This is a genomic window from Nonomuraea antri (assembly GCF_013283785.1).
Classification (GTDB): domain Bacteria; phylum Actinomycetota; class Actinomycetes; order Streptosporangiales; family Streptosporangiaceae; genus Nonomuraea; species Nonomuraea antri.
Window position 1 is genome coordinate 16,527 of the sequence record NZ_JABCPZ010000013.1, and the last position, 26,321, is coordinate 42,847.

Here is a 26,321-nt window from a genome sequence, read left to right on the forward strand (position 1 = left end):
GTAGACAGACGGTCCATGTCCGAGCTCACGCTGCTGCTGATCCGGCTCGCCTTCCTGGCGGTGCTGTGGTTCTTCGTCATTGCCGCAGTCGGCGTGATCCGGACTGACTTGTTCGGCTCACGCACGGCACCCGCGGGCCCACGCAAAGGCGTGAAGCCCGCGAAACCGGTGGTCAAGCCCAAGAGCAAGAAGGGCGAGCCACGCCAGCTCGTTGTCACAGGTGGGCCCCTGCAGGGCACCACCATCAACCTTTCGGAGACGCCCATCACGATCGGCCGGGCGAACGACGCCACGCTGGTAGTCAGCGACGACTACGCATCCAGCCGGCATGCCCGGCTCTTTCCTCAGGACGGTCAATGGATCGTGGAAGATCTTGGGTCCACCAACGGCACGTATCTCGACCGCTCGAAAGTCACCCGCCCGACCCCGGTGCCGCTCGGTGTTCCGATCCGCGTCGGCAAGACAGTCATTGAATTGCGCAAATGACCATCGCACTCCGCTACGCCGCCCGCTCGGACGTCGGCCTCCTCCGCGAAGGAAACGAGGACTCGGCGTACGCTAGCGGCCGCCTGCTCGCCGTCGCCGACGGCATGGGCGGGCACGCACACGGCGAGGTGGCGAGTTCCGTCGCCATCGCCGCCATGGCCTCTCTGGAAGAGGCCCAACAGGGGGGTGACCTGCTCAACGCCATCGAGGCAGCGGTACGCGACGCCAATCGCAAGCTGCACGAGATGGTGGGGCGGGATCCCAGCCTCAAGGGCATGGGCACCACTCTCACGGCCATGCTCTGGAACGGCACCCAGGTAGCCCTGGTGCATGTCGGCGACTCGCGCGCCTACCTGCTCAGACGCGGGGAGCTGTACCAGATCACCCACGACCACACCCTGGTGCAGCAGCTCGTCGACGACGGGCGCATCACGCCGGAGGAGGCGGCCACCCATCCGCAGCGCTCGATACTGCTGCGGGCACTCGACGGCAGCGGCGAGGTCGATCCCGATCTCACGTTGCGCGAGGCGCAGATCGGCGACCGCTACCTGCTGTGTTCCGACGGCCTGTCGGGCGTGGTGAGCGCGGAGACGCTGCACGCGACGCTGACCAACATCGACGACCCTGAAGAGGTCGTCCGCCAGCTCATCGATCTGGCGAACCGAGGCGGCGGGCCCGACAACATCACCTGCGTGCTGGCCGACGTCCTGGAGATCACCGACGGGCAGCAGGTTCCCGCCGAGGCAGCCGTGGTCGGCGCCGCGGGCATGAACCGGCTGCATCCGAGCCCCCAGGACACCTCGCCGGGGCGAGTGAGCGCGGTGACCGCACCCCAGCCGGCGATCACCGATGACGATCTCGACGAGCCGGTCGCGCAGGCGTCCAGGCGGTCGGGCAGGCGTCGTCGCGTGTGGCCCGTGCTGGTCACCGTGCTCGGCATTGGCGGCGTCGTCGTCGGCGTCGGCGCATATCTTGGATATCAGTGGACCCAAGACCAGTACTTCGTCGGAGCTAGGGGCAACGAAGTGGTCGTGTACCAGGGAATCCAGACGGAGGTGGGGCCGTTCCAGCTCTTCAAGGTCAGCAAGGAGACGGGCAAGCCGCTATCCGGCCTGTCCACGGCCGACCAGGCCCTGATCAAGAGCGGAATCCCGGTCACCGACGTCAACGCAGGTATGACGAAAATCAACTCGTTCAAGTTCAGCCAGGACCAGAAGCCGGCGGTCACGGCCTCCCCGACGCCGTCGGTGACTCCGACCACGACGAAGACGAAGTCGCGTTAGATGAGCGAAGTGGCGGCGACCCCCGTCCCCATGCCCGCCAAGCGCCGTGGGGCCCAGCTCGTCATGCTCGCCTTCGCGGTGCTGATCGTCATGCTGGCCTACGCGAACGTGGGGCTGGCGGTCGACGGTCAGGTGCCCGCGGGCATGCTGACGTACGGACTGGGGCTCGGCGGCCTGATGCTGGCCGCCTACCTGGTGCTCGCCAAGTTCGCCCCGTGGGCCGACCCGCTGATCCTGCCGCTGGTGACGCTGATCAACGGCCTCGGCCTGGTGATGATCTACCGGCTGGAGGTCGCCGACCAGGCCGGCGCGTCCGCGGCCAGCCAGATCATGTGGACGGCCGTCGGCGTCGTCATGTTCGCCGCGACCCTGATCGTGCTGCGCGACCACCGCATGCTGCAGCGGCTCACCTACACCGCGGGCGCGGTCGGCCTGGTGCTGCTCGCGCTGCCGGCGTTACTGCCGGCCAGCCTGAGCGAGGTGCAGGGCGCCAAGATCTGGATCAGGATCGGCGGCTTCTCCATCCAGCCGGGCGAGTTCGCCAAGCTGGCGCTGGTGGTCTTCTTCGCCGGCTACCTGGTGGCCAAGCGCGACGTCCTGGCCCTGGCCGGGCGTCGGCTGCTGTTCATCGACCTGCCCAGGGCCCGCGACCTCGGCCCGGTCCTGGTGACGTGGGTGGTCAGCCTGGGCGTGCTGGTCTTCGAGAAGGACCTGGGCACCTCGCTGCTGCTGTTCGGCACGTTCATCGCGATGCTCTACATCGCCACGCAGCGCACCTCGTGGGTGCTGATCGGCATCCTGCTGTTCGTGGGCGGCGCGTTCGTCGCCGGGCAGCTGTTCGGCCACGTCGAGGCCCGTTTCGACGCCTGGCTCGACCCGCGTAACGACGTCTATTTCGGCAACGCCGACGTCTGCCAGACGAACCCGCCGAGCGACCCCATGTGCGGCAAGAGCTACCAGATCATGCAGAGCCTGTACGGGCTCGGCGCGGGTGGCATCCTCGGCACCGGCCTGGGCAAGGGCAACCCGGACGAGATCCCGCTGGCCTTCTCCGACTTCATCTTCGCCGCCACCGGCGAGGAGCTGGGCCTGACCGGCCTGATGGCGCTGCTGCTGATGTACGCGCTGCTGGTCGAGCGCGGGCTGCGCACCTCGCTGGCGGCCCGCGAGCCGTTCTCCAAGCTGCTGACGGGTGGCCTGTCGTTCCTGCTGGCCTGGCAGGTGTTCATCATCGTCGGCGGCGTGACGAACCTCATTCCCCTGACCGGTCTGGTCACCCCGTTCATGTCACAGGGCGGCTCGGCGCTGCTGGCTAACTGGATTCTTATCGCGCTGTTGGTACGAACGTCGGACGCGGCACGGCGGCCTCCGCCCCAGGCGATCCAGAACGAAGGACTGACGCAGGTGTTCCAGCGATGAACAGCACACTCAAGCGCGCGGCCGTGGCCTGTCTGACCTTGTTCGCGCTCCTGATGATCAACGTGAACGTCCTGCAGGCCGTGAACGCCGACAAGTACCGCGAAGACCCCCGCAACCGGCGCAACTACTTCGACCGCTACGCCGTGGAGCGCGGGCGCATCACGGCCGGCGGGAAGATCATCGCGGAGTCGGTGGAGACCAAGGACCCCAAGTTCAAGTTCGTCAGGAAGTACCACGACGGCCGGCTGTACGCGCACGTCACCGGCTTCTTCTCGCCTGAGAGCGCCTCCCAGATCGAGGGCGCCAAGAACAAGCTGCTCGACGGCTCCAGCCCCGACCTGCTGCTGCGCCGGAGCATCGACCTGTTCACCGGCGAGCCGACCAGGGGCGCGAACGTCGAGGTCACGATCAACCCCAAGGTGCAGAAGGCGGCCTACGACGCGCTGCGCGGCAGCGGCAAGCGCGGCGCGGTGGTCGCGCTCGAACCGAAGACCGGGGCGATCCTGGCCATGGTCTCGCTGCCCACCTACGACCCGGCCGAGATCTCGGTCACCGACAAGGGCAAGGCGTTCGGCCGTTACGACGAGCTGGCGGCCGACAAGAGCCAGCCGCTGCTCAACCGCAACATCGACCGCACCTACCCGCCGGGGTCGACGTACAAGGTGGTGACGGCGGCGGCGTTCCTCGAGGACGACTCCTCGCGCGGCCCCGACACGGTCGTGCCGGCGCCGCAGCGGCTCCCGCTGCCCAACACGAACATCAGCCTGCCCAACTACGGCGGCGCGGCCTGCGGCGCCGGCCAGGTGCCGCTGATCTTCGCGCTGGAGAGGTCCTGCAACACGCCTTTCGGCCAGATCGGCATGGATCTCGGCTACGACAAGATGCAGGACCAGATGGCCAGGTTCGGCTCGGCCGAGCCGTTCAGCATCCCGATGCCGGTGGCCCAGAGCAACATCGGCCCGCGCGAGGACGCGGCCGCGCTGGCCAAGACCGCCATCGGGCAGCAGAGCAACCAGATGACGCCGATGCAGATGGCCATGATCGCGGCCGGCATCGCCAACAACGGCGTGGTCATGAAGCCGTACCTGGTGAACAAGGTCAGTGACGCCAAGGGCGACACCATCGAGGAGGCCGACAGGGAAGAGCTGTCGGAAGCGGTGAGTTCCGAGACGGCGGGCAAGTTGCGCGAGATGATGGTGAGCGTCGTACAGAACGGCACCGCCAACCGGGCGCAGATCCCAGGCGTCCAAGTAGCGGGGAAGACGGGCACTGCGGAGACTTCCAACGGCCAGCCGCCGCACGCCTGGTTCATCTCGTTCGCGCCTGCGGAGAACCCGCAGGTGGCGCTGGCGGTGCTGGTGGAGTCCGGCGCCGCGAACGTCGGCGCGGAGGCGACGGGCGGCGGAACCGCTGCCCCGATCGCGAAAGCCGTGATGGAGGCGGTGCTGAACAAGTGATGGGACTTTGGTGCTAGACGGTAACGTGCTGGGTCATGCGGCTCGGTAACCGCTACCTGTTGCTCTCCCGGATCGCCGCGGGCGGTATGGGGGAGGTCTGGCGTGCCCGAGACGAGCTGCTCGGCCGCGAGGTCGCGGTCAAGGTGCTGCGCAGCCACATCTACGCCGACCCCCAGTTCCGCGGCCGCTTCCGCAACGAGGCCCGCATCACCGCCGCGCTGACCGACTCCGGCATCGCCCAGATCTACGACTACGGCGAGCAGGGCGGCGTGGCCTACCTGGTGATGGAGCTGGTGCACGGCGAGCCGCTGTCGGCCATCCTGGCGCGCAACGGCAGCCTGGGCCCCGAGGTGGCGCTCGACGTGGTGCACCAGACGGCCAGGGCGCTGCACGCGGCCCACACCTCCGCGGTGGTGCACCGCGACATCAAGCCGGGCAACCTGCTGGTCACGCCGGAAGGCACGATCAAGGTCACCGACTTCGGCATCGCCCGCGCGCTGGAGGCGGCGCCGGTGACCCAGACCGGCACGGTGCTGGGCACGGCCCAGTACGTCAGCCCCGAGCAGGCGCAGGGGCTGACGCTGACCCCGGCGACCGACATCTACTCGCTGGGCGTGGTGGCCTACGAATGCCTGTCGGGGCGCACGCCGTTCCGCGGCGACAGCCAGGTGGCCATCGCGCTGCGGCATCTCAACGAGCCGCCGCCGCCGCTCGGCGTCGACGTGCCCGCGCCGGTGCGCGAACTGGTCATGTCGATGCTGGCCAAGGAGGTGGAGCAGCGTCCCGCGACCGCGCTGGAGGTGGCGGACCGGGCGTACGTGCTGCGCGAGTCGCTGGCCGGGGCCGAGCACGTGCCGTACGAGCTGTACATGCTCACCGACCCGGCCGGCCATCGGGTGCGCGAGCCCGCGCAGGAGCCCGAGGACGTACGGACGACCGGCCCGCTGGCCGATCAGCCGCTCGGCCCGCCGACCAGGCGGCAGCCCGCGCAGAGCGTACCCGGGCGGCGCAGGGGCGCCAGGACGCTGGCGCTGGTCGCCTCGGCCGGATGCGCGGCCGCGGTCGGGCTGAGCGCCATCACGTTCGCCAACCAGACGCCCAACACCCCCGCGCCACTGCCCGACATCGCCGAGCCCACGCTGACGCTGCCGCTGCCCTCCCCCGATCAGCAGCGGCCGACGCGGACCAAGCCACACACGCGGCGACCCCCGGTGGTTCCGGTGAAGTCGAAGCGGCCGGTACCCTCGCGGTCGGCTACGGTAAGCAAGTCGGCAACTCCTACCAAGAAGCCAACACCGACCACCCGTACCCCGACTCCCACACCCACCCCAACGCCCACCAGTACACCGACAACTCCGACACCAACCGCCTCGCCCGATCCGGGGGAAACCATCCCGATGAAGGAGGAGACGTGATGCGTCACGGGGTCGATGATGGACACCGGCGGCCCCCCGAGCAGGCCGGTACCCAAGATGAACGGTAAGGGACAGTGCAGGAAATGACTCAGCCTCGGCTACTCGGAGGTCGTTACGAGCTCGACGGTGTCGTCGGGCGCGGCGGCATGGCCGAGGTGTATCGTGCCCGAGACATCCGGCTGGACCGCGTTGTCGCGATCAAGACCCTTCGGTCGGATCTGGCGCGAGACCACACCTTCCAGGCCCGTTTCCGCCGTGAGGCCCAGTCGGCCGCCTCGCTGAACCACCCGGCCGTCGTGGCGGTCTACGACACCGGCGAGGACGTCACCGACGGCACCCCCGTGCCGTACATCGTGATGGAGTACGTCGACGGCAGGACGCTGCGCGACCTGCTGCGTCAGGACCGGCGGTTGCTGCCCGAGCGCGCGACCGAGCTGGTCGACGGCATCCTGCGGGCGCTCGACTACAGTCACCGCGGCGGCATCGTGCACCGCGACATCAAGCCGGCCAACGTGATGATCACCCGGGCCGGCGACGTCAAGGTGATGGACTTCGGCATCGCCAGGGCGATGGCCGACTCGGCCGCCACGATGACCCAGACCGCGCAGGTGATAGGGACCGCCCAGTACCTGTCGCCCGAGCAGGCGCGGGGCGAGCGGGTCGACGCGCGCAGCGACATCTACTCCACCGGGTGCGTGCTGTACGAGCTGCTCACCGGCCAGCCGCCGTTCACCGGCGACTCCCCCGTCGCGATCGCCTACCAGCACGTGCGCGAGGAGCCGATCCCGCCGTCGCAGATCGATCCGGAGATCCCCCAGTGGGCCGACGCGATCGTGCTCAAGGCGATGGCCAAGGACCCGGCGCACCGCTACCAGAGCGCGAGCGAGATGCGGGCCGACATCCAGCGGGCGATGTCCGGCATGCCGGTCGACGCCCAGACGATGGCGATGACCGGCAACTACGGTCAGGGCACCCGCATGATGACCACCACGCAGGCGGCTCAGGGTCCGGCCACGCAGCGCACCACCGCGGTCCCCCCGTACGAGTACGGCGACACCGAGCACGGCGGCCGCGGCGGCCGGCGGCGGGCGTCGGGCGGCGGTGGCAACGCGGTCAAGACGGCCCTGTGGATCATCATCCCGCTGCTGATCATCGGTGCGTTCATCACGGTGGGCTACGTGGTGTTCGGCTCGAAGGACACCCCGACGGACACGCAGATCACGATCCCCGGGCTGGTCAGCCAGAAGAAAGAGGCGGCCGAGAGCACGCTCACCGAGCTGGGGCTGAAGCCCAAGGTGGTCGAGGAGTTCAGCCAGGACCTGCAGAAGGGCCTGGTCATCAAGACCGACCCGCAGGAAGGCAGCAAGGTCGACAAGGGTACGGAAGTCACCCTGGTCGTCTCCAAGGGCATCGAGAAGACGACCGTGCCGGAAGGCCTGATCGGTCTCACCCCCGACGAGGCCAACCAGATCCTCCAGCAGGCCGGGTTGCGCGGCACGGTCAAGACCAAGGTCTCCAGCAAGGCGCAAGGCAAGATCCTCGACACCAAGCCGCGGGCCGGCGAGGAGATCGAGAAGGAGGGCGTGGTCACCCTCTACGTGCCGAAGGAGCAGGCCGAGGTCCCGGGCGTGATCGGGCTCACCGAGGCAGACGCGCGCAAGCTGATCGAGGACGCCGGCTTCAAGGTGCGGGTGGTCCCGCAGCCGAGCAACGAGGCGGCCGAGGGCACGGTCATCCAGCAGAACCCGGCGGAGGGCAAGCCGCTCCCGCCGAACACCACGATCACGATCGTGGTCTCCTCGGGCCCTGACATCCCGACGCCGACCGACCAGCCGACGGACGACTTCCCGACCGACGACGTGCCGACCGACGACGTGCCGACGGAGGACGTGCCGACCGAGGACGAGCCGATCGGCGACGGCGGGCTCAACGGCTAGCCGCGCCGGAACGCGAACAGGGCCGCCCATCCCATCGGGGGTGGGCGGCCCTGCCGCGTCTCAGAAAGGAACGCCCCCGCCGCTCGGGGGCAACGGCGGGGACGCTCATTAGGTAGTCGCTCTGTGCGAGAGGTGTGTTACACGATCGCGCGCAGCCAGTTCGCCAGCAGCCGGTGCCCGTGCTCCGACAACACGGACTCGGGGTGGAACTGCACGCCCTCGATCGGCGCGGTGCGGTGCCGCAGGCCCATGATGACGCCGTCGTCGGAGCGCGCGGTGACCTCCAGCACGTCGGGGACGGTCTCGGGGAGCACCGCCAGCGAGTGGTAGCGGGTCATCAGCACCGGCGAGGGCAGCGACTCGAACACGCCCTTGCCGTCGTGGGTGATGGCGCTGGTCTTGCCGTGGAACAGCTCGGGGGCGCGTGACACGGTCGCGCCGTAGGCCAGGCCGATGGCCTGGTGGCCCAGGCAGACGCCGAGCAGCGGCCGGCCCTGCTCGGCCGCCGCGTGCACGAGGGGGACGCTCACGCCGGACGCCTCGGGCGTGCCCGGGCCCGGGCTGATCAGCACGCCGTCGAAGCCCTCGGCGTCCTCGGCCCTGACGCAGTCGCGCGGGCGCACGTCGCACGTGGCGCCCAGCTCACGCAGGTACTGGACGATGGTGTGGACGAAACTGTCGTGGTTGTCGACGACCAGGACACGGGTCATGAACGGACGGTCACCTCATCGAGTGTCACCACGGGTTCCAGGAGTGGGAACACGACATACCAGAGTACGGCCCCCGCCGCGACGACCAGCACGGCGGCCGTCGCGAGCTTGGTGCGGGTGTCGCCGGGAAGCCTGCGCCAGAGCCAGCCGTACATGTCATTCCATTCTGAGCTCGGTCTTCTTGAGCACGCCGTACACGATGAGCCGTTCGGCGGCGGAGTATTCGGGGTGGCAGGTGGACAGCGTGATGAACGCGCGCACGGGCCGGATGTCCGGCTTGCCGGGTACGGGGGCCAGGATCTCCACCTCGTCGGGCGTGACGATGTCCTGGGAGGTGACGCGGTAGGTGTAGCGGGCCTCGCGGGCCTCGATGATGATCTCGTCGTCGCGCCTGAGCCGGTCGATCTCGTTGAACGGGGCCGCGTAGGTGGTGCGGTGGCCGGAGAGCACGAAGTTGCCCACCTGGCCGGGCATGGCGCTGCCCGGGTAGTGCCCGGGGCCCTTCTTCAGGTGTTCGGCATCGACGCCTTCGACGACCGCGTACCGGTAGTCGCGGCCCAGCCTGGGGATGCGCAGCAGGGCCAGGGCCTTGCCGAGCTGTATCTTGGCCAGCTTGGCCGGCTCTTCGCCGGTCACCTTCGCGCTCAGCTCCCGCTGGAGTCGCACCTGCTGGCGCTGCGTGTAGGCGCCGGTCCCCCAGAGCAGGTAGGCGCAGAACATCATCATGATCAGGCCCGCGGTGATGCTCAGCTCCCCCACGGCCCGCAGCACGGCCCGCACCCGATCCACACTATTGCGCGATCGGCGGCCGGTTGGGGATCGCCATGTCGTGCGCGTGGCGACTATCCTGGGGCACGCTTCAACTACGCTTAACGAAGAGCCTGTGGACGATCCGGAAGCCCAGGCCCTCAGCAGGAGTTATCCAGTGCCCAAGTCCAAGGCTCGCAAGAAGGCGGTTTACACCCCGCCGCAGAGGTCCCAGCAGGTCAAGGTCAGCCCGCGCTGGCTGGCGCCGACGATGGTCGTGTCGTGGATCATCGGCATCCTGTGGATCGCCGTGTACTACGTCGCGCCGCAAGCCAAATTCTTCAGCGACCTCCAGAACTGGAACCTGCTGATCGGGTTTGTATTCATCATCTTCGGTGTGGTGCTTTCCACCCGCTGGCGTTAGTTCTTTCCACAGCCTTTTCCACACCCTGGGGAAGTCACCCCATCATGGGGATCATGCTGACTATCGCTGGGACGCGTACCAGTACGAGCACCACGAGCACGGCCAGCGTTCCAGCGATCGCCAGCCCCTGCCAGAGGGTCCTGTTGTTCCTGGGCGCGTAGGCCATCCCGGCCGCCAGCGCCGAGCCGACGATCAGGCCGCCGACGTGCCCGGTCCAGCTGATGCCCGGAAACACGAAGGTGAGCACCAGGTTCAGCACGATGATGACCGCGATGCCGCGCACATCCAGGTTCAGCCTGCGCCCCACCACGAACGCGGCTCCGAACATGCCGAAGACGGCCCCCGACGCGCCTACCGTGGGCTGGCCGATCGGATCCAGCCAGAGGCCGAGCACCGAGCCGCCGAGCGCGCTCAGCACGTAGAGCGCCAGGAAGCGCACGTGCCCATAGGCGCGCTCCAGGTACGGACCGACGAGGTAGATCGCGTAGCCGTTCAGCAGCAGGTGGATGATGCTGCCGTGCACCAGCGCGACGGTCAGCAGGCGGTGGTATTCGCCGAGCCCCGCCACTCCGGCCGGCCACATGGCCAGTTCCTTGACGACGGCCTCGCTGCCTGTGGTCAGGAGCTGGGCGCCGTAGACCAGTGCGGTGACGACCAGCAGGCCCCAGGTCACGTACGTCTTCTGGACCACGCCGCCGCCGAACGGGCTCCTGGCCTGCCTGACCGTCCTGTTGCCCTCGGCCACGCACTCGGGGCACTGGAAGCCCACGGCGGCGTCACGCATGCAGTCAGGGCAGATCGGGCGCTCGCACCGCTGGCAGCGCACCCAGGTCTCCCTGTCGGGGTGCCGGTAGCAGGTGGGGACCGCCTGTTCTGGCTGCTCGGGCTGCGAGGGCGGGCTGGGCGGCTGGCTGGTCATGACCGAAGCCTAAAGCGTGTCGGACCATGCCGCGTGTCGTGTGACCCCAGCCCGTCCCTCGCGGGAGCCCTGCGGGCCTGGATCAGGCCTGCACGCGCTCGATCGTCACCGACTGCAGGACGACGTCCGCGGACGGGCGGTCGCGGCGGTCGGTGGGGACCTTGGCGATCGCGTCGACGACCGCCTGGCCCTCGATGACCTCGCCGAAGATGGTGTGCTTGCCGTTGAGGTGCGGCGTCGGGACCACGGTGATGAAGAACTGCGAGCCGTTGGTGCCCTTGCCGAACCTGACGCCCGCGTTGGCCATGGCCAGCAGGTACGGGCGGTTGAAGTAGAGGTCCGGGTGGATCTCGTCGTCGAACTCGTAGCCGGGGCCACCGACGCCCTGACCCAGCGGGTCGCCGCCCTGGATCATGAAGCCGGAGATCACCCGGTGGAAGATCGTGTTGTCGTAGTAGCGGTCGGTCCGCTTGTCACCGTCGGCCGGGTGGGTCCATTCGCGGGTGCCCTCGGCGAGCTCCACGAAGTTCTTGACCGTCTTCGGCGCCTGGTTCGGGAAGAGTTCTACCTTGATATTGCCGTGATTCGTCTGCAGGTTTGCGATCAGCTTCTCAGCCACGAGACAGCTGCCCCCCTCTATGCACCGGGTTGGTTTTGTGATGTTTTGAGGACTATGGCCGTTGGGCCTTCAGGGCCATCCTCCCACGGCTCGCCATGATTGAGCCGCCTTGTCCAGGGAAGGTCAGGCTCGGGGCCCCAACGACAGGGGAGGTTGTCGTGTCCCTGACACTGAGAAGACGCCGCGTGGTCATCGATGTGCCCACCACGTGGATGGGCCGAATGAAGGCCCAGGCCGTGAAAACCGGTCGCCAGATCCAGCCGATGGCTGATCAGGCGCGGGTGGTCGCGAACCAGCGCATCGAGGATGCCCGCTACTGGGCGGCACCGCGGTTGGAGTCCACCGCACACATGTTCGAAGACCAGGTAGCCCCCAAGGTCAGCGCCATGCTGACCCAGGCGGCACGGAGGATCGACCCCAAGCCGACGCGTTCGCGCCGGTGGCCGGTCATGATTCTGCTGACCGGTCTCGCGGTGGGAACCGTCGGCTACATGTTCTATCGCCGCAATGCCCAGCAGTGGACCGAGCACATGAAGGACTCCGCCTCAGATGCATCACGCTGGGTCAGCGAGAAGGCCGACAGGACCGCCGAGTCCACCGACCGGATGGCGGCCAGGGTGTCCGACCAGGCGGACGAGACGTCTCGCAAGTTTTCCTAGTTCTCACCGCCGTGAACGCGCCCCCGAGCTTCGGCTCCGGGGCGCGTTCCACGTTCACGGCCATGGTTGACCTGTAACCAAGCGCTTGCTACAACCGCTGCATGACGCTGTCACCCCTCGACGACTTCCCCGTGCACCAGACGGCCGAGGTCATGCGGCACCCGGTCACCTCCGACAGGAACTTCTACGACCGGTACTACTTCAACTGCCACAAGGGCACCGACGACCTCATGCTGATCATGGGGCTCGGCCAGTATCCGAACCTCGGGGTCACCGACGCGTTCGCGCTGGTCAGGCACCGTGATCTGCACCGGGTGGTACGGGCGTCGCGCGAGCTGGGCGGCGACCGGATGAACACCGGGATCGGCCCCTTCCGGGTGGAGGTCATCGAAGGGCTCAAGCGGCTGCGCGTGGTGCTCGAGCCGAATGAGCATGGCCTGGCCTTCGACCTCACCTGGGAGGGGACGATCCCGGCGACGCTCGAACCACGGCACTACGTGCGCTGGCAGGAGCGCGTCATGTTCGACTCGATGCGGCTGGCGCAGACCGGAAGCTGGTCGGGCACCATCGCGGTCGGGTCGGAGGAGATCGCGGTCACCCCGGACGAGTGGCTGGGCACTCGCGACAGGTCCTGGGGCGTGCGCCCGGTCGGCGAGCCCGAGCCGCCGGGCATCCAGGTCAAGAACGCCGGGACGTTCTACTGGCTGTACGCGCCGATGCGCTTCGCCGACCACGCGATCCTGTGCATCGTCCAGGAGGACGAGCGGGGGCGGCGGGTGCTGGAGGAGGCGGTCAGGGTCTGGTCGGACGGCCGGGACGAGGAATACCTCGGCCGGCCCGAGTACCACCCGGTCTACGCGCCGGGCACCCGTGACGTGGTGTCGGCCACGATCACGTTCGCGCCGCCCGGTGGCAAGCCGTTCGACGTGCGGTGCACGCCGGTGCTGCCGGTGCACCTCATGGTGGGCACCGGGTACGGGCTGGAGCCCGAGTGGAAGCACGGCATGTACCAGGGGCCCGGGCCGGTGGTGCAGGGCGTGACGTACCGGCTGCCCGACGACGCGGCCAGGATGTGGGGACTGGTCGACGCCGTCGGACGCTTCGAATACGACGGGCTCGTCGGCCACGGTCTCTACGAGTACTGGGCGCTGGGCCCGCATCCGTCGTTCCCCGAATGATCACCCGTGGTCCCGCCGGCACGCCCCGGTCGTGCGGCGGGACCTCCGCGTCATCCCGCCTTGCAGGCGATCGTGACGGCCTTGATCTCGCCGGCCGCGCCGTCCGGCAGGGTGAGGTCCATCGGCGGGGCCGACGCGTCGTTCAGCGGCTGGGCGGGAACCGCGGGCTGGGCCGGCACCATCTCGGTGGCCTCGAAGGGCGCCCGCTCGACCGTCTCGTCCACCTTGACGTCGGGGTTCACGGTCGTCACCGTGCCCTCCTGGCCGGGCTGCGGCGCCGCGACCAGCTCGGCCGCCTTGATCGCCTTGAACTCGACGACCTTGCCGTCGGCGGTGGTGCAGGTGACCTTGGTCTCGTTCGCGGGCGGGGCGTCGTCGGCCAGGGCCGAGCCGCCGAGCACGGACAACGCGAGCACGCCGACCGCGCCGAGCACCGCGAGACGTCGCTTGAACATGGGATCTCCTCGTCGTAGAGCGAACGATCTGACGCTGCACAGGCTGGCCCGGCGTACCTGAAGCGAGGCTGAACACAGCCGAAATGATCTTCAGGTTGGCTTTAGGTGCGCTGCGGCACCCTGGTCGGTGTGCGAGTGCTACTGGTTGAGGACGAACAACGGCTGGCCGACCTGATCAAAGGCGGGCTGACCGGCGAGGGGTTCGCGGTCGACGTGGCCTACGACGGGCGCGACGGGCTCTGGATGGCCACCGAGAACGCCTACGACGTGATCGTCCTGGACGTGATGCTGCCGCGCATGAACGGCTACGCCATCTGCTCGCGGCTGCGCGAGGCCGGCGACTGGACGCCCATCATGATGCTCACCGCCAAGGACGGCGTCTACGACGAGGCCGAGGCACTCGACACCGGCGCGGACGACTACCTGGCCAAGCCGTTCTCGTACGTGGTGCTGCTGGCCCGCCTGCGGGCCCTGGTGCGGCGCGGCGGGCGGGAACGGCCGGTCTCGATCACGGTCGGTGACCTGGTCATCGACCCGGCCGGGCTGAGGTGCCGCAGGGGCGAGGTGGAGATCGCGTTGACGCCCAAGGAGTTCGCGGTGCTGCACGGGCTGGCCCGGCGGGCCGGCGAGGTGGTCTCCAAGAGCGACCTGCTGGCCCAGGCCTGGGACTTCTCCTACGACGGCGACCCGAACATCGTCGAGGTCTACATCAGCGCGCTGCGCAGGAAGATCGACGTCCCGTTCGGCCGGACGACGCTCGTCACGGTCCGCGGGGCCGGCTACCGGTTGGAGGCGGCGTGAACGCGTGGCATGACGGACTCTCCTCGGTGCGACTGCGGGCCACGATCGCGGCGACGCTGGTGGTGGCCGCGGCCCTGGGCGTGGCGGCGCTGGTGCTGGTGGTGTCGCTGGGCGGCAGCCTGCGCGCCAGCGCCTACCAGGAGGCGGCCAGACGCGCGGTCGCCGCCGTGCCGCTCGCCGAGGCCGCCGAGGTGATCTCCACCACGCCGGACTCGGTGGACCTCACCGGGCAGCTCGCGGTCGCCGAGACCATCACGGTCGCCCCGATGCGGGTCGGCCTGGTGCAGTTGAAGGAGGCCGAGCCGGTCTCCGACCCGGACGTCCGGGTGACCAGCGCGCAGCCCGCCGCGGCCGTCGAGTGGGCCCCGACCGGCGACTACGCGGTCGCGGGCCTGCCCGTCACCACCGCCGCGGGCAAGCACGGCATGCTGGTGGCCAGGGCCTCGCTGGCCACCGCCGAGGACGCGCTGCGCACGCTCAACGGCGCGCTGCTGCCAGGCGTGCCCGCGTTGCTGCTGGTCGTGGCCGCCATGACGTGGCTCTCGGTGGGACGCGCGCTGGCCCCGGTGGCCGCGATCAGGGCCAAGGTCGCCGACATCACCGCGCGTGACCTGCATCAGCGCGTGCCCGTACCGCGCTCGAAGGACGAGATCGCGGCACTGGCCACGACCGTGAACAGCACGCTGGACCGGCTGGAGACGGCGGTGGAGACGCACAAACGGTTCGTCGCCGACGCCGCGCACGAGCTGCGCAGCCCGATCGCCACCCTGCGGGCCCGGCTGGAGCTGGCCGCGCCGAGCGAGCTGACCGCCGAGGCGCTGGCCGACGTCGAACGCCTGCAGTCCCTGGCCGCCGACCTGCTGATGCTGGCCAAGCTCGACGCGGGCGAGCCGCTGCGCACCGCCGAGCTGGACCTGGGCCAGGTGGCCGCCGAGCAGTCGCTGCGCGCGGATCGGCGTCCCGAGGTGCGTCTGGAGCTCGACGTCGAGCCCGACGTGGTGGTCGACGGCTCGCGCGCGCACCTCGACCGGCTGGTGACCAACCTGGCCGACAACGCGGTGCGGCACGCCGCAACGACGGTCGAGGTGCGGGTCCGCGCCGAGGACGGCCAGGCGGTGCTGGAGGTGCGTGACGACGGCCCCGGCATCCCGGCCGAGCACCGCGAGTCCGTGTTCGACCGCTTCACCAGGCTGGATGAGGCCCGCGCCAGGGACGCCGGCGGCGCCGGGCTCGGCCTGCCGATCGCCAGGGACATCGCCACGCTGCACGGCGGCACGCTCACCTACGCCGGCGGCGCCTTCGTCGCCCGTTTCCCGTTGAAGGGCGCGGTGGGAGCCGGGTAGCGGGGTCAGGCGTCGAGTTGCATGAAGGCGCGTTCGATGGCCTGCCGCGTCACGTCCTCCTCGTAGGGGAAGCGGCCGATCAGGTCGCGCAGACCGGCCACGTGCGCGTGCCTGGCCAGCTCGGCCACCAGGTCGAGCTCGGCGTGCTGCCGCTCCACGAACGCGCGGTCCACCACCGCGCCGTGCCCGGGGACGAACACCGGCTCGGGCAGCGCGGCCAGCATCGCCGCGACCGTGCCCGGCCAGTCGAGCGGGTAGGAGTCGCCGAACGCCGGCGGCGCGCCCTCCTCGACCAGGTCGCCCGCGAACACCACCCCGGCGTCCGGCACGTGCACGACGATGTCGTTGCTGCTGTGCCCGAGCCCGAAATGCCGCAGGTGGACGATTCTGCCGCCGATGTCGAGCGTGGCCGAGCCGGTGAACGTGTGGTCGGGCGCGACGAGCCGCACCTCTTCGATCTCCGCGCGCCGCTCCTCAGGCAGCCGGGCGATGACGCCGGCCCGGTGGCTCTCGCCGTCGCGTTCGATCTCCTCGGCGCACCTGACGTGGCCCCAGATCTCGGCCGGGAGGAAGAGCGCGTTGCCGAAGTAGTGGTCGAAGTGGGCGTGGCTGTTGACGACCGTCCACGGGTTGCCGGTGATCGTCCTGATCGCGTCGACGAGGTCGGCGGCCTCCCGGTGCGAGACGCGCGTGTCGAGCACCAGGCAGTGATCGTCGCCCACGACCAGGCCCACGTTCATGTCGAAGGACCGGTGACGTCGGACGTACACGCGGTCACCGATCTCCTGCCACCGTTCCCCCATGCCGGAGAAGCATACTTTTATGATCAGTGCATGGCATATGACTTCCAAGTCGTGATCGACGCGAGTGAGCCGCACGCGCTGGCCGACTGGTGGGCGGATCTGCTGGGGTGGAACGTGGAGCCCCAGGACGAGGCGTTCATCCGCAGCATGATCGAGAAGGGCTACGCGTCCGACGACGACACCACCACGCACCACGGCGCGCTGGTGTGGAAGGCGGGCGCCGCCATCAGGCACCCGGACGGGCTCGAACGGGCGCCGCGGGTGTTGTTCCAGCTCGTGCCCGAATCCAAGACGGTGAAGAACCGGGTGCATCTGGACGTCAGGGCGGGGGCCGACAACATCGAGTCCGAGGTCGCCAGGCTCACCGAGAAGGGGGCCACGGTGCTGCATCGCGGGCAGCAGGGGCCGAACTGGTGGATCACCATCGCCGACCCCGAGGGCAACGAGCTGTGCATCTCCTGATCCGCGCCGGGGGTGGCTCGGCGGGCCTTCAGGTGAGGTAGGCCAGGACGGCCAGCACCCGGCGGTGGCCGTCCGCGGCGGGCGGCAGGTCCAGCTTGGCGAAGATGTTCGCGATGTGCTTGGCCACCGCCGCCTCGGTGACGACCAGCTCGCGGGCGATCGAGGCGTTCGAGCGTCCTTCGGCGATCAGCCCCAGCACCTCCAGCTCGCGCGGCGTCAGCCGGTGCAGCGGGTCGCGCCGCCGCCGCAGCAACTGCCGCACCACCTCGGGGTCGACCACCGTGCCGCCCGCCGCCACCCGGTCGAGCGCGTCGACGAACTCACGCACGTCGCCGATCCTGTCCTTGAGCAGGTATCCGATTCCCCGACCTTCGCCGGATTCGAGGAGTTCGGCGGCGTACGTCTGCTCCACGTACTGGCTGAGCACCAGCACCGCCAGATCAGGCCGCTCCCTGCGCAGGTCGAGCGCCGCGCGCAGGCCCTCGTCGGCGAAGCCGGGCGGCATGCGCACGTCGGTCACCACGGCGTCGGGCCGGTGCTCGGCCACGGCGGCGAGCAGCGCGGGCGCGTCGCCGACCGCGGCGACGACGGTGTGGCCGAAGCGTTCGAGCAGCCCGGCCAGCCCCTCGCGGAGCAGCACCGCGTCCTCGGCGATCACTATGCGCACGGGATCTCCACTCGGATCGAGGTCGGCCCGCCGATCGGGCTGGACACCGACAGTCTTCCGCCCACCACCTCCAGCCGGTCGGCCAGCCCGGTCAGTCCCGTGCCCTGGTCCGGGTCGGCGCCGCCCCGGCCGTCGTCGCGTATCTCCAGGACCAGCGTGTCGCCGGTCAGCCGGCCCGCGATCGTGCCCCGGGTGGCCAGGCTGTGCTTGGCCAGGTTCGTCAGCGCCTCGCTGACCACGTAGTACGCGGTGACCTCGACGGGGGCGGGGAGTCTGCCCAGGTCGTCCAGGTCGAGGTCGATGGGGACCGGGGAGCGGCCGGCCACGTCCCGCACGGCCGCCACCAGGCCCCGGTCGGTGAGCACCGGCGAGTGCACCCCTCTGATCAGCTCGCGCAGCTCGGCCAGCGCCTGCTTGGCCTCGCCGTGCGCCTGGCGCACCAACCGGCCCGCGGGCGAGTCCTCAGGCAGGTCGAGACCGGCCAGGCCGAGCGTCACCGACAGCGACACCAGCCGCTGCTGCGCGCCGTCGTGCAGGTCGCGCTCGATCCTGCGGCGCTCCAGCTCGTAGGCGTCCACCAGGCGCGCCCGCGAGCGCACCACCGCGCCGAGGCGCGCGTCCGGCGAGTCGAGCAGCGCCCGCACCATGACGCCGCGCGCCCCCGCCCACGCGGTGACCGTGTACGCCGCCACCGGCGTCAGCAGCGCCCCCGCCACGACCGCCACGGCCGCGACCCCGGGCGTGGCCTCCGGCTGGACCACCGGCGACGACATCAGCACCAGCGGACCGCCGACGGCGACCCCGACCATCAGCAGGTCGATCCACCACAGCGCGAGCACGGTGACCAGCGCCAGCCCCGCCTCCCTGACGCGCCCACCGGCGGGCGGCGGCCCGGCGTCGACCAGCGCGAGCCGCCGCCGCTCGAACCAGGCGACCAGCGGCACGACGGGCACGAGCACCGCGAACCCGGCGAACGCCGCGATGACCTGCCGCGGCAGCGTCCCACCCACCGCCTCCGCGAGGGCGAGCGACCCTGCGACGACCAGCGCCACGGCCGCTCCGGGGAGCAGGCTGGCCAGCAGGTACGCCAGCGAACGCCAGGGCCAGGCCGACCGGAGGAAGGGCAGCGGGCGTCTTGTCAGGGCTTCCAGGGCCGTCCCGTTGAGCACGTGGTGAACGGTATCCCCCGGTCGGCGGGGTGAGCAGTAGCGCCAGGACTACCTCTCACCCGGCCCGCCGGGGGCCGGCTCGCCTGACGTGGGGCAGGACCCCGATCTGGAAGTCGTCCTCGTAGACGAGGGTCCCCGGGTCGTCGGAGCGCACGACGTCGTACGGGATGCCGTAGCGGCGCAGCAGGCTCTCCAGCGGCGCCAGCGCGACCATGAGGGACGCGGCCGCGGGCTTGAACCACGGCACGGCGCCGATCGTGTTCCCGTCGGCGTAGTAGGGCGGGTACGGCAGCCGCGCGATGAACCAGTTGTCGACGTCGGCGAAGAGCCGATCGTCGGCGGGCGTGAGACGGCCGCCCATGCGCAGGTGATGGCAGGCGGCGAAGATGCCGACAGGCACCCCGAGCCGCCCGTAGTAGCGCACCTGGAACCGCACGTAAGGCCCGCCGCCGTCCGGTAAGGCAGTCTTCCGGCTTCCGATGCTCACGCGGGTGTTCCTACCCGGCGGCGCGGCCCTGCACGCGCTCGTGCGGCTCAGGTCGGGACGGGGACCATCAGCGGTTCGGCGGCGATCCGGATCTCCTCGCTGAACGGGGTCGGGCGGAAGGTGGCAGGGTCGAGGTTGACGTTCACCCGGTAGCCGTCGGCGTGCACGATCGACCGGTCGGCGGACATGACGCGGAAGCCGTACACGCCGCTGGTGCGTCCCATCCGGTCCATCCAGAACTCGACCACGACCTCGCCCGCTCCCACGATGGGCGCGTTGTACGTGATCTTGAATTCGCGTACGGCCAGGTAGATGTCCTTGAAGCGGGAGACGGCGGGGTCGAAGTTCCATCCGGCGTCCGTCCAGAACGCGGAGATGGCGCGCTCGACGAGCAGGGCGTAACGCGAGTTGTGCAGCAGGCCCATCGCGTCGAGGTCGTCGAAGTGGATCTGGACGGTGCGGCTCTGGGTCACGTTCAGTCCTCCGGGAGGAGCGCGGGGTCGGTGGTCAGTGCGCGCAGGCGGCTCAGCACCGCGCGGCGGGCCCGCTGGTAGGCGGCCTCGGGCCGGTCGAGCAGCCGGGTGTGGGTGATCGCGGTCTCGCCGAGCGCGTCGATCTCGTACGCGAGCTGCGCGGAGTCGGTGCCCTGCGGCAGCTCGCCAAGTTCCACGGCCTCGTCGGCGAGGCGGGCGATGAGCGCGAGCCAGTCGGCCAGCGCCTGCCCGATCCGTTCCTTGACGCTGCCGGGGCGGTCGTCGAACTCGACCTGGGCGGCGAAGAAGAAGCACCCGCCGGGCAGTACGCCGTCGGCGTAGAAGCGCAGGCGCGACTCGTGCAGCGCCAGCAGCCTGCGCACGCCCTTGGGCGCCTGCATCGCCGGCTGGACGACCTCGTCGACGAACTGGCGGGCGGCCCACTCGATGGCGTCGAGCTGGAGCTGCTCCTTGTCACGCCAGTGGGCGAAGAATCCGGACTTGCTCACGCCGGTGGCGGTTGCCAGCGCGCCCAGGGTCAGGCCGTCCAGGCCGTGGACGGAGGCCAGCGAGACCGCCTGGGCCAGGATGGCCTCCCGGCTGCGCTGGCCGCGGGCCCGGCGACCGTCCTCTTTGGTGTCGGTCATGGACGACACCTTACCTTAACGACCGATCGTTCTTTTAGATTATCTAGAAGCGAGGTTTCTCAGAAGAGGGTCAGCGGCTCCGACGGCATCGGCTCGGGCAGCGGCTCCACCTCCGGCACCCGGGCGCGGACCTCGTCGTGGAACCGGCGGGCGAGCGACAGCGCGTCGGCGTTGTCCGGGGTGTGGACGAACACCGTCGGCGACCGGCCTTCACGCAGCCAGCCGGCCACCGTACCGACCCAGTGCTGCCAGCCCTCGACCGTGCGGTCCGTGGCGTCCCTGCCGAGATAACGCACGATGGGACGGTCGGTGAGCGCCGCCGACCGGCGGGGCACGCGCGGCTTCTTGGTCCAGGCGTCGCGCTCGGCGTCGCTGGTGGGCGGGCTCTGGAACAGCGTGACCGTGTCGAACGGCACCCACTCGGCGTCCACCGGGGAGAGCACCTGCTCCAGCAGGCGTATCGACCGTTCGTCTTCGAAGAACGCGCGGTGCCGCACCTCGACCGCGTACCGGTGGTCGGTCGGCAGCCGGCGCAGGAACGCGGCGAGCGTGCCCAGATCGCCCGGGCCGAACGAGCCGGGCAACTGGATCCAGTAGGCGTGCACCCGCGGGCCCAGCGGTTCCATCGTGTCCAGGAACGCGCGCAGCTCCTCGTCCGCGCCGGTCAGGCGGCGTTCGTGGGTGATGGGTTTGGGCAGCTTGACGACGAATCGGAAGCTCGGATCGGTCTGCGCGGCCCACGACTCGACGGTGGACCTGGCCGGGGTCGCGTAGAACGTGGTGTTGCCCTCGACCGCGTTGCACCAGGTGGAGTAGGCGCGCAGGCGTTCGCCGGGTGGGAGGGGGTGCGGCAGGAACCGGCCCTGCCAGGGGGTGTGGTTCCACATCGCGCATCCCACATGAAGCCGCATACGTTCGACGCTACCAAGGCCGGAACGCCGGCTCTGTTCGTCGGGTCGTTTGCCAGGGCGGTCCTGTTTGTCGGGTCGTTTGCCAGGGCGGTCCCGTTTGTCGGGTCGTTGCCAGGGCGGTCCCGTTTGTCAGGTCGTTTGCCAGGGCGGTCCCGTTTGCCACGTCGGCCGCTTCCCTCGATCATGGTCGGCACCATGGACTTCACCGTCACCTACCACCCCAGCCCCGACGAAGTGGCCCGGGCGCTGCAGCAGGGCCTGCGGCGGCAGCTCAGGCTCGGCTACCTGGCCGCGCCCGCCGCGCTGGTCCTGCTGGGGGTGGTCTGTGTGGTGGTCGGGTCGCGCGGGGTGGCGATCGGGTCGTTCGTCGCCGCCGTCCTGTTCCCGTTCGTGCTCAACCTGTCGATCCGCCGTACCGCCCGGCGGCAGCTCGCCTACCTGTGCGTGCCCACCACGCTCCACGTGACCGGCGACGGGTACGAGTGCCGGACCGAGCAGTCGACCACGACGATGCGGTGGTCGCTGTTCAGCCAGGTCGTGAGCGCGCCGGAGTTCTGGCTGCTGTTCGTCGGCAAGCAGTGTGCGGGGTTCCTGCCTCGGCGTGCGTTCGACCCCGAGCAGCAGGCCGAACTCGACCGCTTCATCGCGGCACGTCAGGTCGGGGCGGCCTGAGACGCGTCTGCCTCGAACTGTCGGTGACCGTCTCTACGATCACCGCATGTTCGGCATGACTCCGGGTGAGACGTTCCTCGTCATCCTGCTCATCGCCATCGTCGGGGTCGGGGTCAGGCGTCGCCGGGTGGGCCGGGTTCACGTCGATCTGGGGTTCATCACGCCCATCGGCGTCCAGGTCCGGGCCCACGATCTCATCGAGGCGGGCCGGTTCGCCGACGCCGTCCGGCTGATCAGGAAGGAGTCGCAGGTGCCGCGGCGCACCGCGGTCGCGGTGGCGCAGGCGCTGCGGGCGGGTGAGGTGCTTCCGGACTTCCCGATGGCCTGGGACGGCGACCTCGCCGACCGGGTTCGCGAACTGCTCGCGGCCGGCAACCGCAAGGAAGCCGTCTTCCTGACCCGGATCACCGAGGATCTGGGCCTGTCCGAGGCCGAGGCGTTCGTCGATTCGCTCGCACGGGAACCGCGCTGAAGGGCTCAGAAAATGGGGCGTCCGTGCTCATGTCCGGCCCGTAGGGTTCTCGCATGTCGAAGACCCTCCGCCTCGCGCCCGTCACGCCCGCCAACATCGAGACCGCCCTCGCGATCAAGGTCCGCCCCGATCAGGAGCGCCTGGTCGCGCCGGTGGCGAAGTCGCTGGCCGAGGCGTACGTGTATCCGCAGGTGGCCTGGCCGCGCCTCATACTCGACGGCGACAAGGCGGTCGGCTTCGTGATGGCGTTCTTCGACATCGACTGGGACGGCAAGGGCGTCGATTTCCGGTCCGGCCTGTGGCGTCTCAACGTGTCGCCCGAGGCGCAGGGACGCGGCATCGGCCGCTTCGCCGTCGACGCGGTGGCCGCCGAGCTGAGGCGGCGCGGCGGGACGCAGCTGTACGTCACCTGGGAACCGGGCGAGGACGGGCCGGTGGGCTTTTATCGGAGGCTGGGGTTCCAGCTCACGGGTGAGACCAGCGAGGGCGAGACGGTCGGCGTCCTGGCCCTGCCCGACCTGGCGTAACGGCGGGCCCCGGCGAACAGCACGTCGGCCAGTTGGATCCGCCAGGGACCTCGGCCGACTGGGTCTGCCGCGCACGTCTTCCGGCTGGATCAGCCAGGTGCCGCGGCCGACCGGTCTTGCCGCCAGGGCCTCGGTCGTTCGCGCGGCGGCAGGGGCTTCTCCCCCGTCCAGGGGAGGCGACTCGCTCGCCGTAGGGAGTCGCCCCCGAGATGCGCACCCTACGGTCGACGTCATGGTTGGTTCTGATCGTCCGCGCAGGTGGCCGGCTTATGCGGTGGCGGCGCTGCTCCTCGGCTACGCCGCGGGGAAGGCCGCCTTCGCCATGCAGTCCAGGCTCGGGTTCCCCGGCGGCCCGCCCGTCCACGCCGCCGAGGCGCAAAGCTACTTCATGGACGCCGCCATCGCCCAGTGGTTCGCGTCCGCGACCGGCGTGCTCGCCGCGATCGTCGCCATCGCCACAGTGACGACGCTGGGACGCCGAGTGCCCAGGATGTTGATGCTGTTCGTCCTGACCGTGATGCTGCTGGCCGTGGGCGGCGGCGCGGGCATCATGATCCTGGACGGTTTCGTCGGCCTGGGCGTGGGCTGGCAGTGGTACCACGGTGTCCTGGGGATCCTGGTGATCGCACTGTCCCTGGAGATGACCCGGTCGTACGCGACCGCGACGAGACCGGTGAGCCGATGATTCGCGCGCGGACGAGGCTACGCTGTCGCGCGTGATCGTCGACCAACCGGTCTATTTCGTGATCCACTCAGCGGACCTGACGCCCGAGCAGATCACCCGGCACCTGCGTGTCGAACCGACGGAAACCGAAGTGAAGCAGTCGCGGCGCGGCAAGCGGGACGGACGCCTGATCCCGTCACAGCACGAGTGGAGGCTGGACTCGGATCTTGCGACTTTCCCGAGTCGGTGGCCGTCTCCTCCATGATCCAGCTGGCCGAGGGGTTCGCGACGGTCCCCGTCCCGTCCGGTCAGGCGGAATGACCTGCGGCCTGACCTCGCCGACGGACGGGGAAGGCCTGTGAGTCGTAACCGGCCCACCGCAGCAGGACGATGGCGAAGCCGACGAGGGCCGTGCCCGCCCCGGAGAAGAAGGCCAGGAACGCCGCTGCGAACTCCGCGTCCGTGTCGCCCAGCCCGGTCGCCTCACCGTCGACCCAGCCCACCGTGGTCCAGGCCAGGACGATGACGGTCAGCCCGAACACGGTAGTGATCGTGCCGAGGATGTAGCCGGGAGCACGCGTCCATACCTTCGCGATCGCCAGGGCGAGTCCGACCACGAACCCGAGCGGGACGGTCACGAGCTGCCCGAGCTCCAACCCGATCAGCGCGCCCAGCGCGCCGTGCTCGAACCCGTCACCACGCGGCCTCCACAGCGGCGGCACCGCCAGCACCCCGCCGATCAGGCCGATCGCCAGCAACCGTAGTAACGCCATGCATCTCATGATCGCGCACCCGGCCCGCCGCCCGGGTGTTCTCGGCGCAACTCGCCACCGTCCCCGCGCCTGGACGCGCGTCGGTGAGCAGCCCCGCACCACCAGCACGCTGCACGGACCGCGGGCAGCGGTCACCCGCCCACCGGACCGCTTCTCACCCGATGAGCAGGACCTGGTTCCCGTCGTCGAGCCGGCCGACCGTGCGCAGGAAGCGAGGACTGTGCCGGTGGCTGTAGGCCTCGGGCAGCCGGCCGGTGGTGCGCGTGATGCCCGCGGCCCTGAGCTCCTGGCGGACGTGCCGGCCGAGCGCCACGGCGACGGCCTGGGCATGACGGGTGCCGGTGATCCGGAAATCGGTGAACTTGCACGTTTCAGGCGACGGCTGGTGAAGCTGGATTTCCACCGTGCCGAGCACCTCACCGGGCGTCACCTCGCCCGGTGGTCGCTTCTGATAGGACCATCGGCGCAGGTCCCGGATGCGTGGCTCGTCGTCGGGCCGGGCCTGTCGTACGTGTGGCACGCCGTCGTCCCCGATCACGGCGACGTACCGGAACCGGTTGTCCGAGCACGGGGTCAGCAGCAGGTGGTGGCGGGAGCAGAGCGGATCCCAGTGGTAGGCGAACCACATCAGCGACGCGGCCAGGTCCGGGTGGGCGGCGGCCCATCGGTCGTCGAAGAAGAACCACTGCTCGAAGTGGTCGTAGCCGTCGTGGATGAACATCTGGGCCACGTGCTCGCCGGTCTGGATGACGGTGCGTTCGCGGTGACGTTCCGGGGCGGGCGGGGTGGCGTCCAGGAGACGTAGTGCTTCCGTGTGGGAGCCGGGCGCGCGCGGCTCGTCCCCCGAGATCCAGGTGTATTCGGGCCAGCGGTTGCATCGCTCGAGCGCGGCGGCGATGTCGTCCTCGCCGGGTGCGACCATCGCGCGCAGCACCCCCAGCTCCAGAGGCCATTCGCCGCTGTCGGTCTCCAGGTCGCGGAGTGCCGCTCCGAAGCGGGGGAGCCGTACGCCGGGTAGCGCGTAGGTGGGGTTCCAGCCGATGCTGTCGTGCTTCGCCTTGCAGGTGAGCAGGACGGCGTACACCGTCCCGTCCCCTGCCGGCGCTTTCCCCGCGGCGTTCAGCTCGGTGAGCGCGACCGGTGCGGTGAACGCCGTGGCGCCGCCGCTCGGCCCGTCGTGTACGGCGGGAGCCTGGGGTAATGGCCCGTCGTGTACGGCGAAGGACCACCGTTCGGGGTTCGCCGCGACGGCGGCGTCGTCCACCAGGTAGTAGGCCACGTCGTGGTCGAGCCCGTTGGCGAGGACGCGGATGCTGTGCTCGTCGACGTTGCACTGGTAGGCCTCCGGGAGCCGGGTTCTGGCCAGAGTGCGCAGGTCCTGGACGGTCTCCGGGGCCGGGCTCTCGGTCGTGAAGAGTTCGTCCAGGCCGTAGACGTTCGTGCCGAGCTCGCGGATGAGCCACTGGTAGGTATCGTGGGCGCAGGCGTCGTCCCAGACCTGGCGCACCCAGCCCAATACCGTCGGCTCGGCCACATGGCGAACCGATTTGCCCAGTATCCCCTGGTTCCACGATCGATAGATCACGTACAAGGTGGTCCGCCCGCCTGAAGGTCGCCGAGTGGTGGCCGTTTCGCCGTCCCATCCTGGTGCAGTCGGCCCCTGCCTGTCATTGGACGGGACGAACCGTGCGACCTCGTCCCGTTCCGGGGGAAATCGGGTCGACAGACGAGCGCACGATGCA

General features: G+C 69.9%; 32 protein-coding genes. 17 read left to right on the top strand and 15 right to left on the bottom strand.

Annotation, left to right across the window (positions count from 1 at the left end; genetic code table 11):
• Window positions 1-15 precede the first annotated feature (15 nt).
• The 6 genes from HII36_RS06895 (at window position 16) to pknB (ending at window position 7,997) form a co-directional block, all read left to right on the top strand.
• Window positions 16-486 carry an FHA domain-containing protein FhaB/FipA gene (locus tag HII36_RS06895; RefSeq protein WP_173522220.1) on the top strand — a complete coding sequence of 157 codons (471 nt, stop codon included), beginning with the start codon at window positions 16-18 and terminating at the stop codon, window positions 484-486.
• Complete coding sequence (locus tag HII36_RS58560) at window positions 483-1,769, top strand: Stp1/IreP family PP2C-type Ser/Thr phosphatase (RefSeq protein WP_173522221.1); 1,287 nt, start codon at window positions 483-485, stop codon at window positions 1,767-1,769. The genes HII36_RS06895 and HII36_RS58560 overlap by 4 nt, the downstream gene beginning before the upstream one ends.
• Complete coding sequence (locus tag HII36_RS06905) at window positions 1,770-3,188, top strand: FtsW/RodA/SpoVE family cell cycle protein (protein WP_236003254.1); 1,419 nt, start codon at window positions 1,770-1,772, stop codon at window positions 3,186-3,188. It begins immediately after the preceding gene.
• Window positions 3,185-4,645, top strand: a complete 1,461-nt coding sequence (locus HII36_RS06910; protein WP_173522222.1) for a peptidoglycan D,D-transpeptidase FtsI family protein — start codon at window positions 3,185-3,187, stop codon at window positions 4,643-4,645. Before HII36_RS06905 ends, HII36_RS06910 begins: the two co-directional genes overlap by 4 nt.
• Before the next feature lie 35 nt (window positions 4,646-4,680).
• Complete coding sequence (locus HII36_RS58565; protein ID WP_173522223.1) at window positions 4,681-6,060, top strand: protein kinase domain-containing protein; 1,380 nt, start codon at window positions 4,681-4,683, stop codon at window positions 6,058-6,060.
• An 83-nt stretch (window positions 6,061-6,143) separates the two neighbouring features.
• Window positions 6,144-7,997: a Stk1 family PASTA domain-containing Ser/Thr kinase gene (pknB, locus tag HII36_RS06920; RefSeq protein ID WP_173522224.1), complete on the top strand. Its 1,854-nt coding sequence runs from the start codon at window positions 6,144-6,146 to the stop codon at window positions 7,995-7,997.
• Between the two features lie 137 nt (window positions 7,998-8,134).
• On the opposite strand, the gene HII36_RS06925 is transcribed toward pknB, so the two are convergent.
• From HII36_RS06925 to HII36_RS06935, 3 genes are read right to left on the bottom strand one after another with little or no spacing between them, the layout of a single operon-like run.
• Window positions 8,135-8,707 carry an anthranilate synthase component II gene (locus HII36_RS06925; RefSeq protein ID WP_173522225.1) on the bottom strand — a complete coding sequence of 191 codons (573 nt, stop codon included), beginning with the start codon at window positions 8,705-8,707 and terminating at the stop codon, window positions 8,135-8,137.
• On the bottom strand, window positions 8,704-8,862 hold the full coding sequence (locus HII36_RS06930) for a hypothetical protein (protein ID WP_173522226.1): 159 nt from the start codon (window positions 8,860-8,862) through the stop codon (window positions 8,704-8,706). Before HII36_RS06930 ends, HII36_RS06925 begins: the two co-directional genes overlap by 4 nt.
• Window position 8,863: 1 nt before the next feature.
• Window positions 8,864-9,487 carry a class E sortase gene (locus HII36_RS06935; RefSeq protein WP_173522227.1) on the bottom strand — a complete coding sequence of 208 codons (624 nt, stop codon included), beginning with the start codon at window positions 9,485-9,487 and terminating at the stop codon, window positions 8,864-8,866.
• 145 nt (window positions 9,488-9,632) lie between these two features.
• On the opposite strand from HII36_RS06935, the gene HII36_RS06940 reads away from it, so the two are divergent.
• Window positions 9,633-9,878 carry a cell division protein CrgA gene (locus tag HII36_RS06940; RefSeq protein ID WP_173522228.1) on the top strand — a complete coding sequence of 82 codons (246 nt, stop codon included), beginning with the start codon at window positions 9,633-9,635 and terminating at the stop codon, window positions 9,876-9,878.
• Window positions 9,879-9,912: 34 nt separating this feature from the next.
• Here HII36_RS06940 and HII36_RS06945 read toward each other — a convergent pair whose 3' ends face one another.
• Together HII36_RS06945 and HII36_RS06950 are read right to left on the bottom strand one after the other, a co-directional pair.
• Window positions 9,913-10,797: a rhomboid family intramembrane serine protease gene (locus HII36_RS06945; protein ID WP_173522229.1), complete on the bottom strand. Its 885-nt coding sequence runs from the start codon at window positions 10,795-10,797 to the stop codon at window positions 9,913-9,915.
• 82 nt (window positions 10,798-10,879) lie between these two features.
• Window positions 10,880-11,416: a peptidylprolyl isomerase gene (locus tag HII36_RS06950; RefSeq protein WP_173522230.1), complete on the bottom strand. Its 537-nt coding sequence runs from the start codon at window positions 11,414-11,416 to the stop codon at window positions 10,880-10,882.
• Window positions 11,417-11,601: 185 nt separating this feature from the next.
• Between HII36_RS06950 and HII36_RS06955 the strand changes: the two genes are divergently transcribed.
• Together HII36_RS06955 and HII36_RS06960 are read left to right on the top strand one after the other, a co-directional pair.
• Window positions 11,602-12,075 (top strand): YtxH domain-containing protein, encoded by a 474-nt coding sequence (locus tag HII36_RS06955; RefSeq protein WP_173522231.1) that lies wholly within the window; start codon window positions 11,602-11,604, stop codon window positions 12,073-12,075.
• A gap of 101 nt (window positions 12,076-12,176) precedes the next feature.
• Window positions 12,177-13,253, top strand: a complete 1,077-nt coding sequence (locus HII36_RS06960) for a hypothetical protein (protein WP_173522232.1) — start codon at window positions 12,177-12,179, stop codon at window positions 13,251-13,253.
• Between the two features lie 50 nt (window positions 13,254-13,303).
• Here the strand turns inward: HII36_RS06960 and HII36_RS06965 are convergent, their stop codons facing one another.
• Window positions 13,304-13,708 carry a hypothetical protein gene (locus HII36_RS06965; protein WP_173522233.1) on the bottom strand — a complete coding sequence of 135 codons (405 nt, stop codon included), beginning with the start codon at window positions 13,706-13,708 and terminating at the stop codon, window positions 13,304-13,306.
• 129 nt (window positions 13,709-13,837) lie between these two features.
• Here HII36_RS06965 and HII36_RS06970 point away from each other — a divergent pair, with 129 nt between their 5' ends.
• Window positions 13,838-14,509: a response regulator transcription factor gene (locus HII36_RS06970; RefSeq protein WP_173522234.1), complete on the top strand. Its 672-nt coding sequence runs from the start codon at window positions 13,838-13,840 to the stop codon at window positions 14,507-14,509.
• Complete coding sequence (locus HII36_RS06975; RefSeq protein WP_173522235.1) at window positions 14,506-15,852, top strand: sensor histidine kinase; 1,347 nt, start codon at window positions 14,506-14,508, stop codon at window positions 15,850-15,852. The genes HII36_RS06970 and HII36_RS06975 overlap by 4 nt, the downstream gene beginning before the upstream one ends.
• A 5-nt stretch (window positions 15,853-15,857) precedes the next feature.
• On the opposite strand, the gene HII36_RS06980 is transcribed toward HII36_RS06975, so the two are convergent.
• Window positions 15,858-16,655: an MBL fold metallo-hydrolase gene (locus tag HII36_RS06980; RefSeq protein ID WP_173522236.1), complete on the bottom strand. Its 798-nt coding sequence runs from the start codon at window positions 16,653-16,655 to the stop codon at window positions 15,858-15,860.
• Between the two features lie 30 nt (window positions 16,656-16,685).
• Between HII36_RS06980 and HII36_RS06985 the strand changes: the two genes are divergently transcribed.
• Window positions 16,686-17,117, top strand: coding sequence for a VOC family protein (locus HII36_RS06985; protein WP_173522237.1), 432 nt, complete (start codon window positions 16,686-16,688; stop codon window positions 17,115-17,117).
• A 28-nt stretch (window positions 17,118-17,145) separates the two neighbouring features.
• Here HII36_RS06985 and HII36_RS06990 read toward each other — a convergent pair whose 3' ends face one another.
• The 6 genes from HII36_RS06990 to HII36_RS07015 are packed head-to-tail and all read right to left on the bottom strand — an operon-like array spanning window position 17,146 to window position 21,471.
• The gene (locus HII36_RS06990; RefSeq protein WP_328807611.1) at window positions 17,146-17,784 is read right to left on the bottom strand and encodes a response regulator transcription factor; all 639 of its coding nucleotides are present in this window, start codon (window positions 17,782-17,784) and stop codon (window positions 17,146-17,148) included.
• Window positions 17,775-18,953 (bottom strand): sensor histidine kinase, encoded by a 1,179-nt coding sequence (locus HII36_RS06995; protein ID WP_328807612.1) that lies wholly within the window; start codon window positions 18,951-18,953, stop codon window positions 17,775-17,777. The genes HII36_RS06990 and HII36_RS06995 overlap by 10 nt, the downstream gene beginning before the upstream one ends.
• Window positions 18,954-19,008: 55 nt before the next feature.
• Complete coding sequence (locus HII36_RS07000) at window positions 19,009-19,440, bottom strand: hypothetical protein (RefSeq protein ID WP_173522238.1); 432 nt, start codon at window positions 19,438-19,440, stop codon at window positions 19,009-19,011.
• Between the two features lie 47 nt (window positions 19,441-19,487).
• The gene (locus HII36_RS07005) at window positions 19,488-19,913 is read right to left on the bottom strand and encodes an acyl-CoA thioesterase (protein ID WP_328807613.1); all 426 of its coding nucleotides are present in this window, start codon (window positions 19,911-19,913) and stop codon (window positions 19,488-19,490) included.
• A 2-nt stretch (window positions 19,914-19,915) separates the two neighbouring features.
• Window positions 19,916-20,560: a TetR/AcrR family transcriptional regulator gene (locus HII36_RS07010; RefSeq protein ID WP_173522239.1), complete on the bottom strand. Its 645-nt coding sequence runs from the start codon at window positions 20,558-20,560 to the stop codon at window positions 19,916-19,918.
• Window positions 20,561-20,619: 59 nt separating this feature from the next.
• Window positions 20,620-21,471 carry a DUF72 domain-containing protein gene (locus HII36_RS07015; protein ID WP_173522240.1) on the bottom strand — a complete coding sequence of 284 codons (852 nt, stop codon included), beginning with the start codon at window positions 21,469-21,471 and terminating at the stop codon, window positions 20,620-20,622.
• 195 nt (window positions 21,472-21,666) lie between these two features.
• On the opposite strand from HII36_RS07015, the gene HII36_RS07020 reads away from it, so the two are divergent.
• The 5 genes from HII36_RS07020 to HII36_RS07040 all read left to right on the top strand — a co-directional run bounded on the left by HII36_RS07020 (window position 21,667) and on the right by HII36_RS07040 (window position 24,071).
• On the top strand, window positions 21,667-22,143 hold the full coding sequence (locus tag HII36_RS07020) for a YcxB family protein (protein WP_173522241.1): 477 nt from the start codon (window positions 21,667-21,669) through the stop codon (window positions 22,141-22,143).
• Between the two features lie 46 nt (window positions 22,144-22,189).
• A complete protein-coding gene (locus HII36_RS07025; RefSeq protein ID WP_173522242.1) occupies window positions 22,190-22,615 on the top strand; it encodes a hypothetical protein in 426 nt (141 codons plus the stop codon).
• A gap of 53 nt (window positions 22,616-22,668) precedes the next feature.
• Entirely contained in the window at window positions 22,669-23,142 is a 474-nt protein-coding gene (locus tag HII36_RS07030; protein WP_173522243.1) for a GNAT family N-acetyltransferase, read from the top strand.
• A gap of 232 nt (window positions 23,143-23,374) precedes the next feature.
• Window positions 23,375-23,827, top strand: a complete 453-nt coding sequence (locus HII36_RS07035; RefSeq protein WP_173522244.1) for a hypothetical protein — start codon at window positions 23,375-23,377, stop codon at window positions 23,825-23,827.
• 31 nt (window positions 23,828-23,858) lie between these two features.
• Complete coding sequence (locus HII36_RS07040; protein ID WP_173522245.1) at window positions 23,859-24,071, top strand: DUF4279 domain-containing protein; 213 nt, start codon at window positions 23,859-23,861, stop codon at window positions 24,069-24,071.
• A gap of 43 nt (window positions 24,072-24,114) precedes the next feature.
• Here HII36_RS07040 and HII36_RS07045 read toward each other — a convergent pair whose 3' ends face one another.
• Both HII36_RS07045 and HII36_RS07050 read right to left on the bottom strand, forming a co-directional pair.
• Entirely contained in the window at window positions 24,115-24,579 is a 465-nt protein-coding gene (locus HII36_RS07045; RefSeq protein ID WP_173522246.1) for a hypothetical protein, read from the bottom strand.
• A 154-nt stretch (window positions 24,580-24,733) separates the two neighbouring features.
• On the bottom strand, window positions 24,734-26,164 hold the full coding sequence (locus HII36_RS07050) for a hypothetical protein (protein ID WP_173522247.1): 1,431 nt from the start codon (window positions 26,162-26,164) through the stop codon (window positions 24,734-24,736).
• Window positions 26,165-26,321 lie beyond the last annotated feature (157 nt).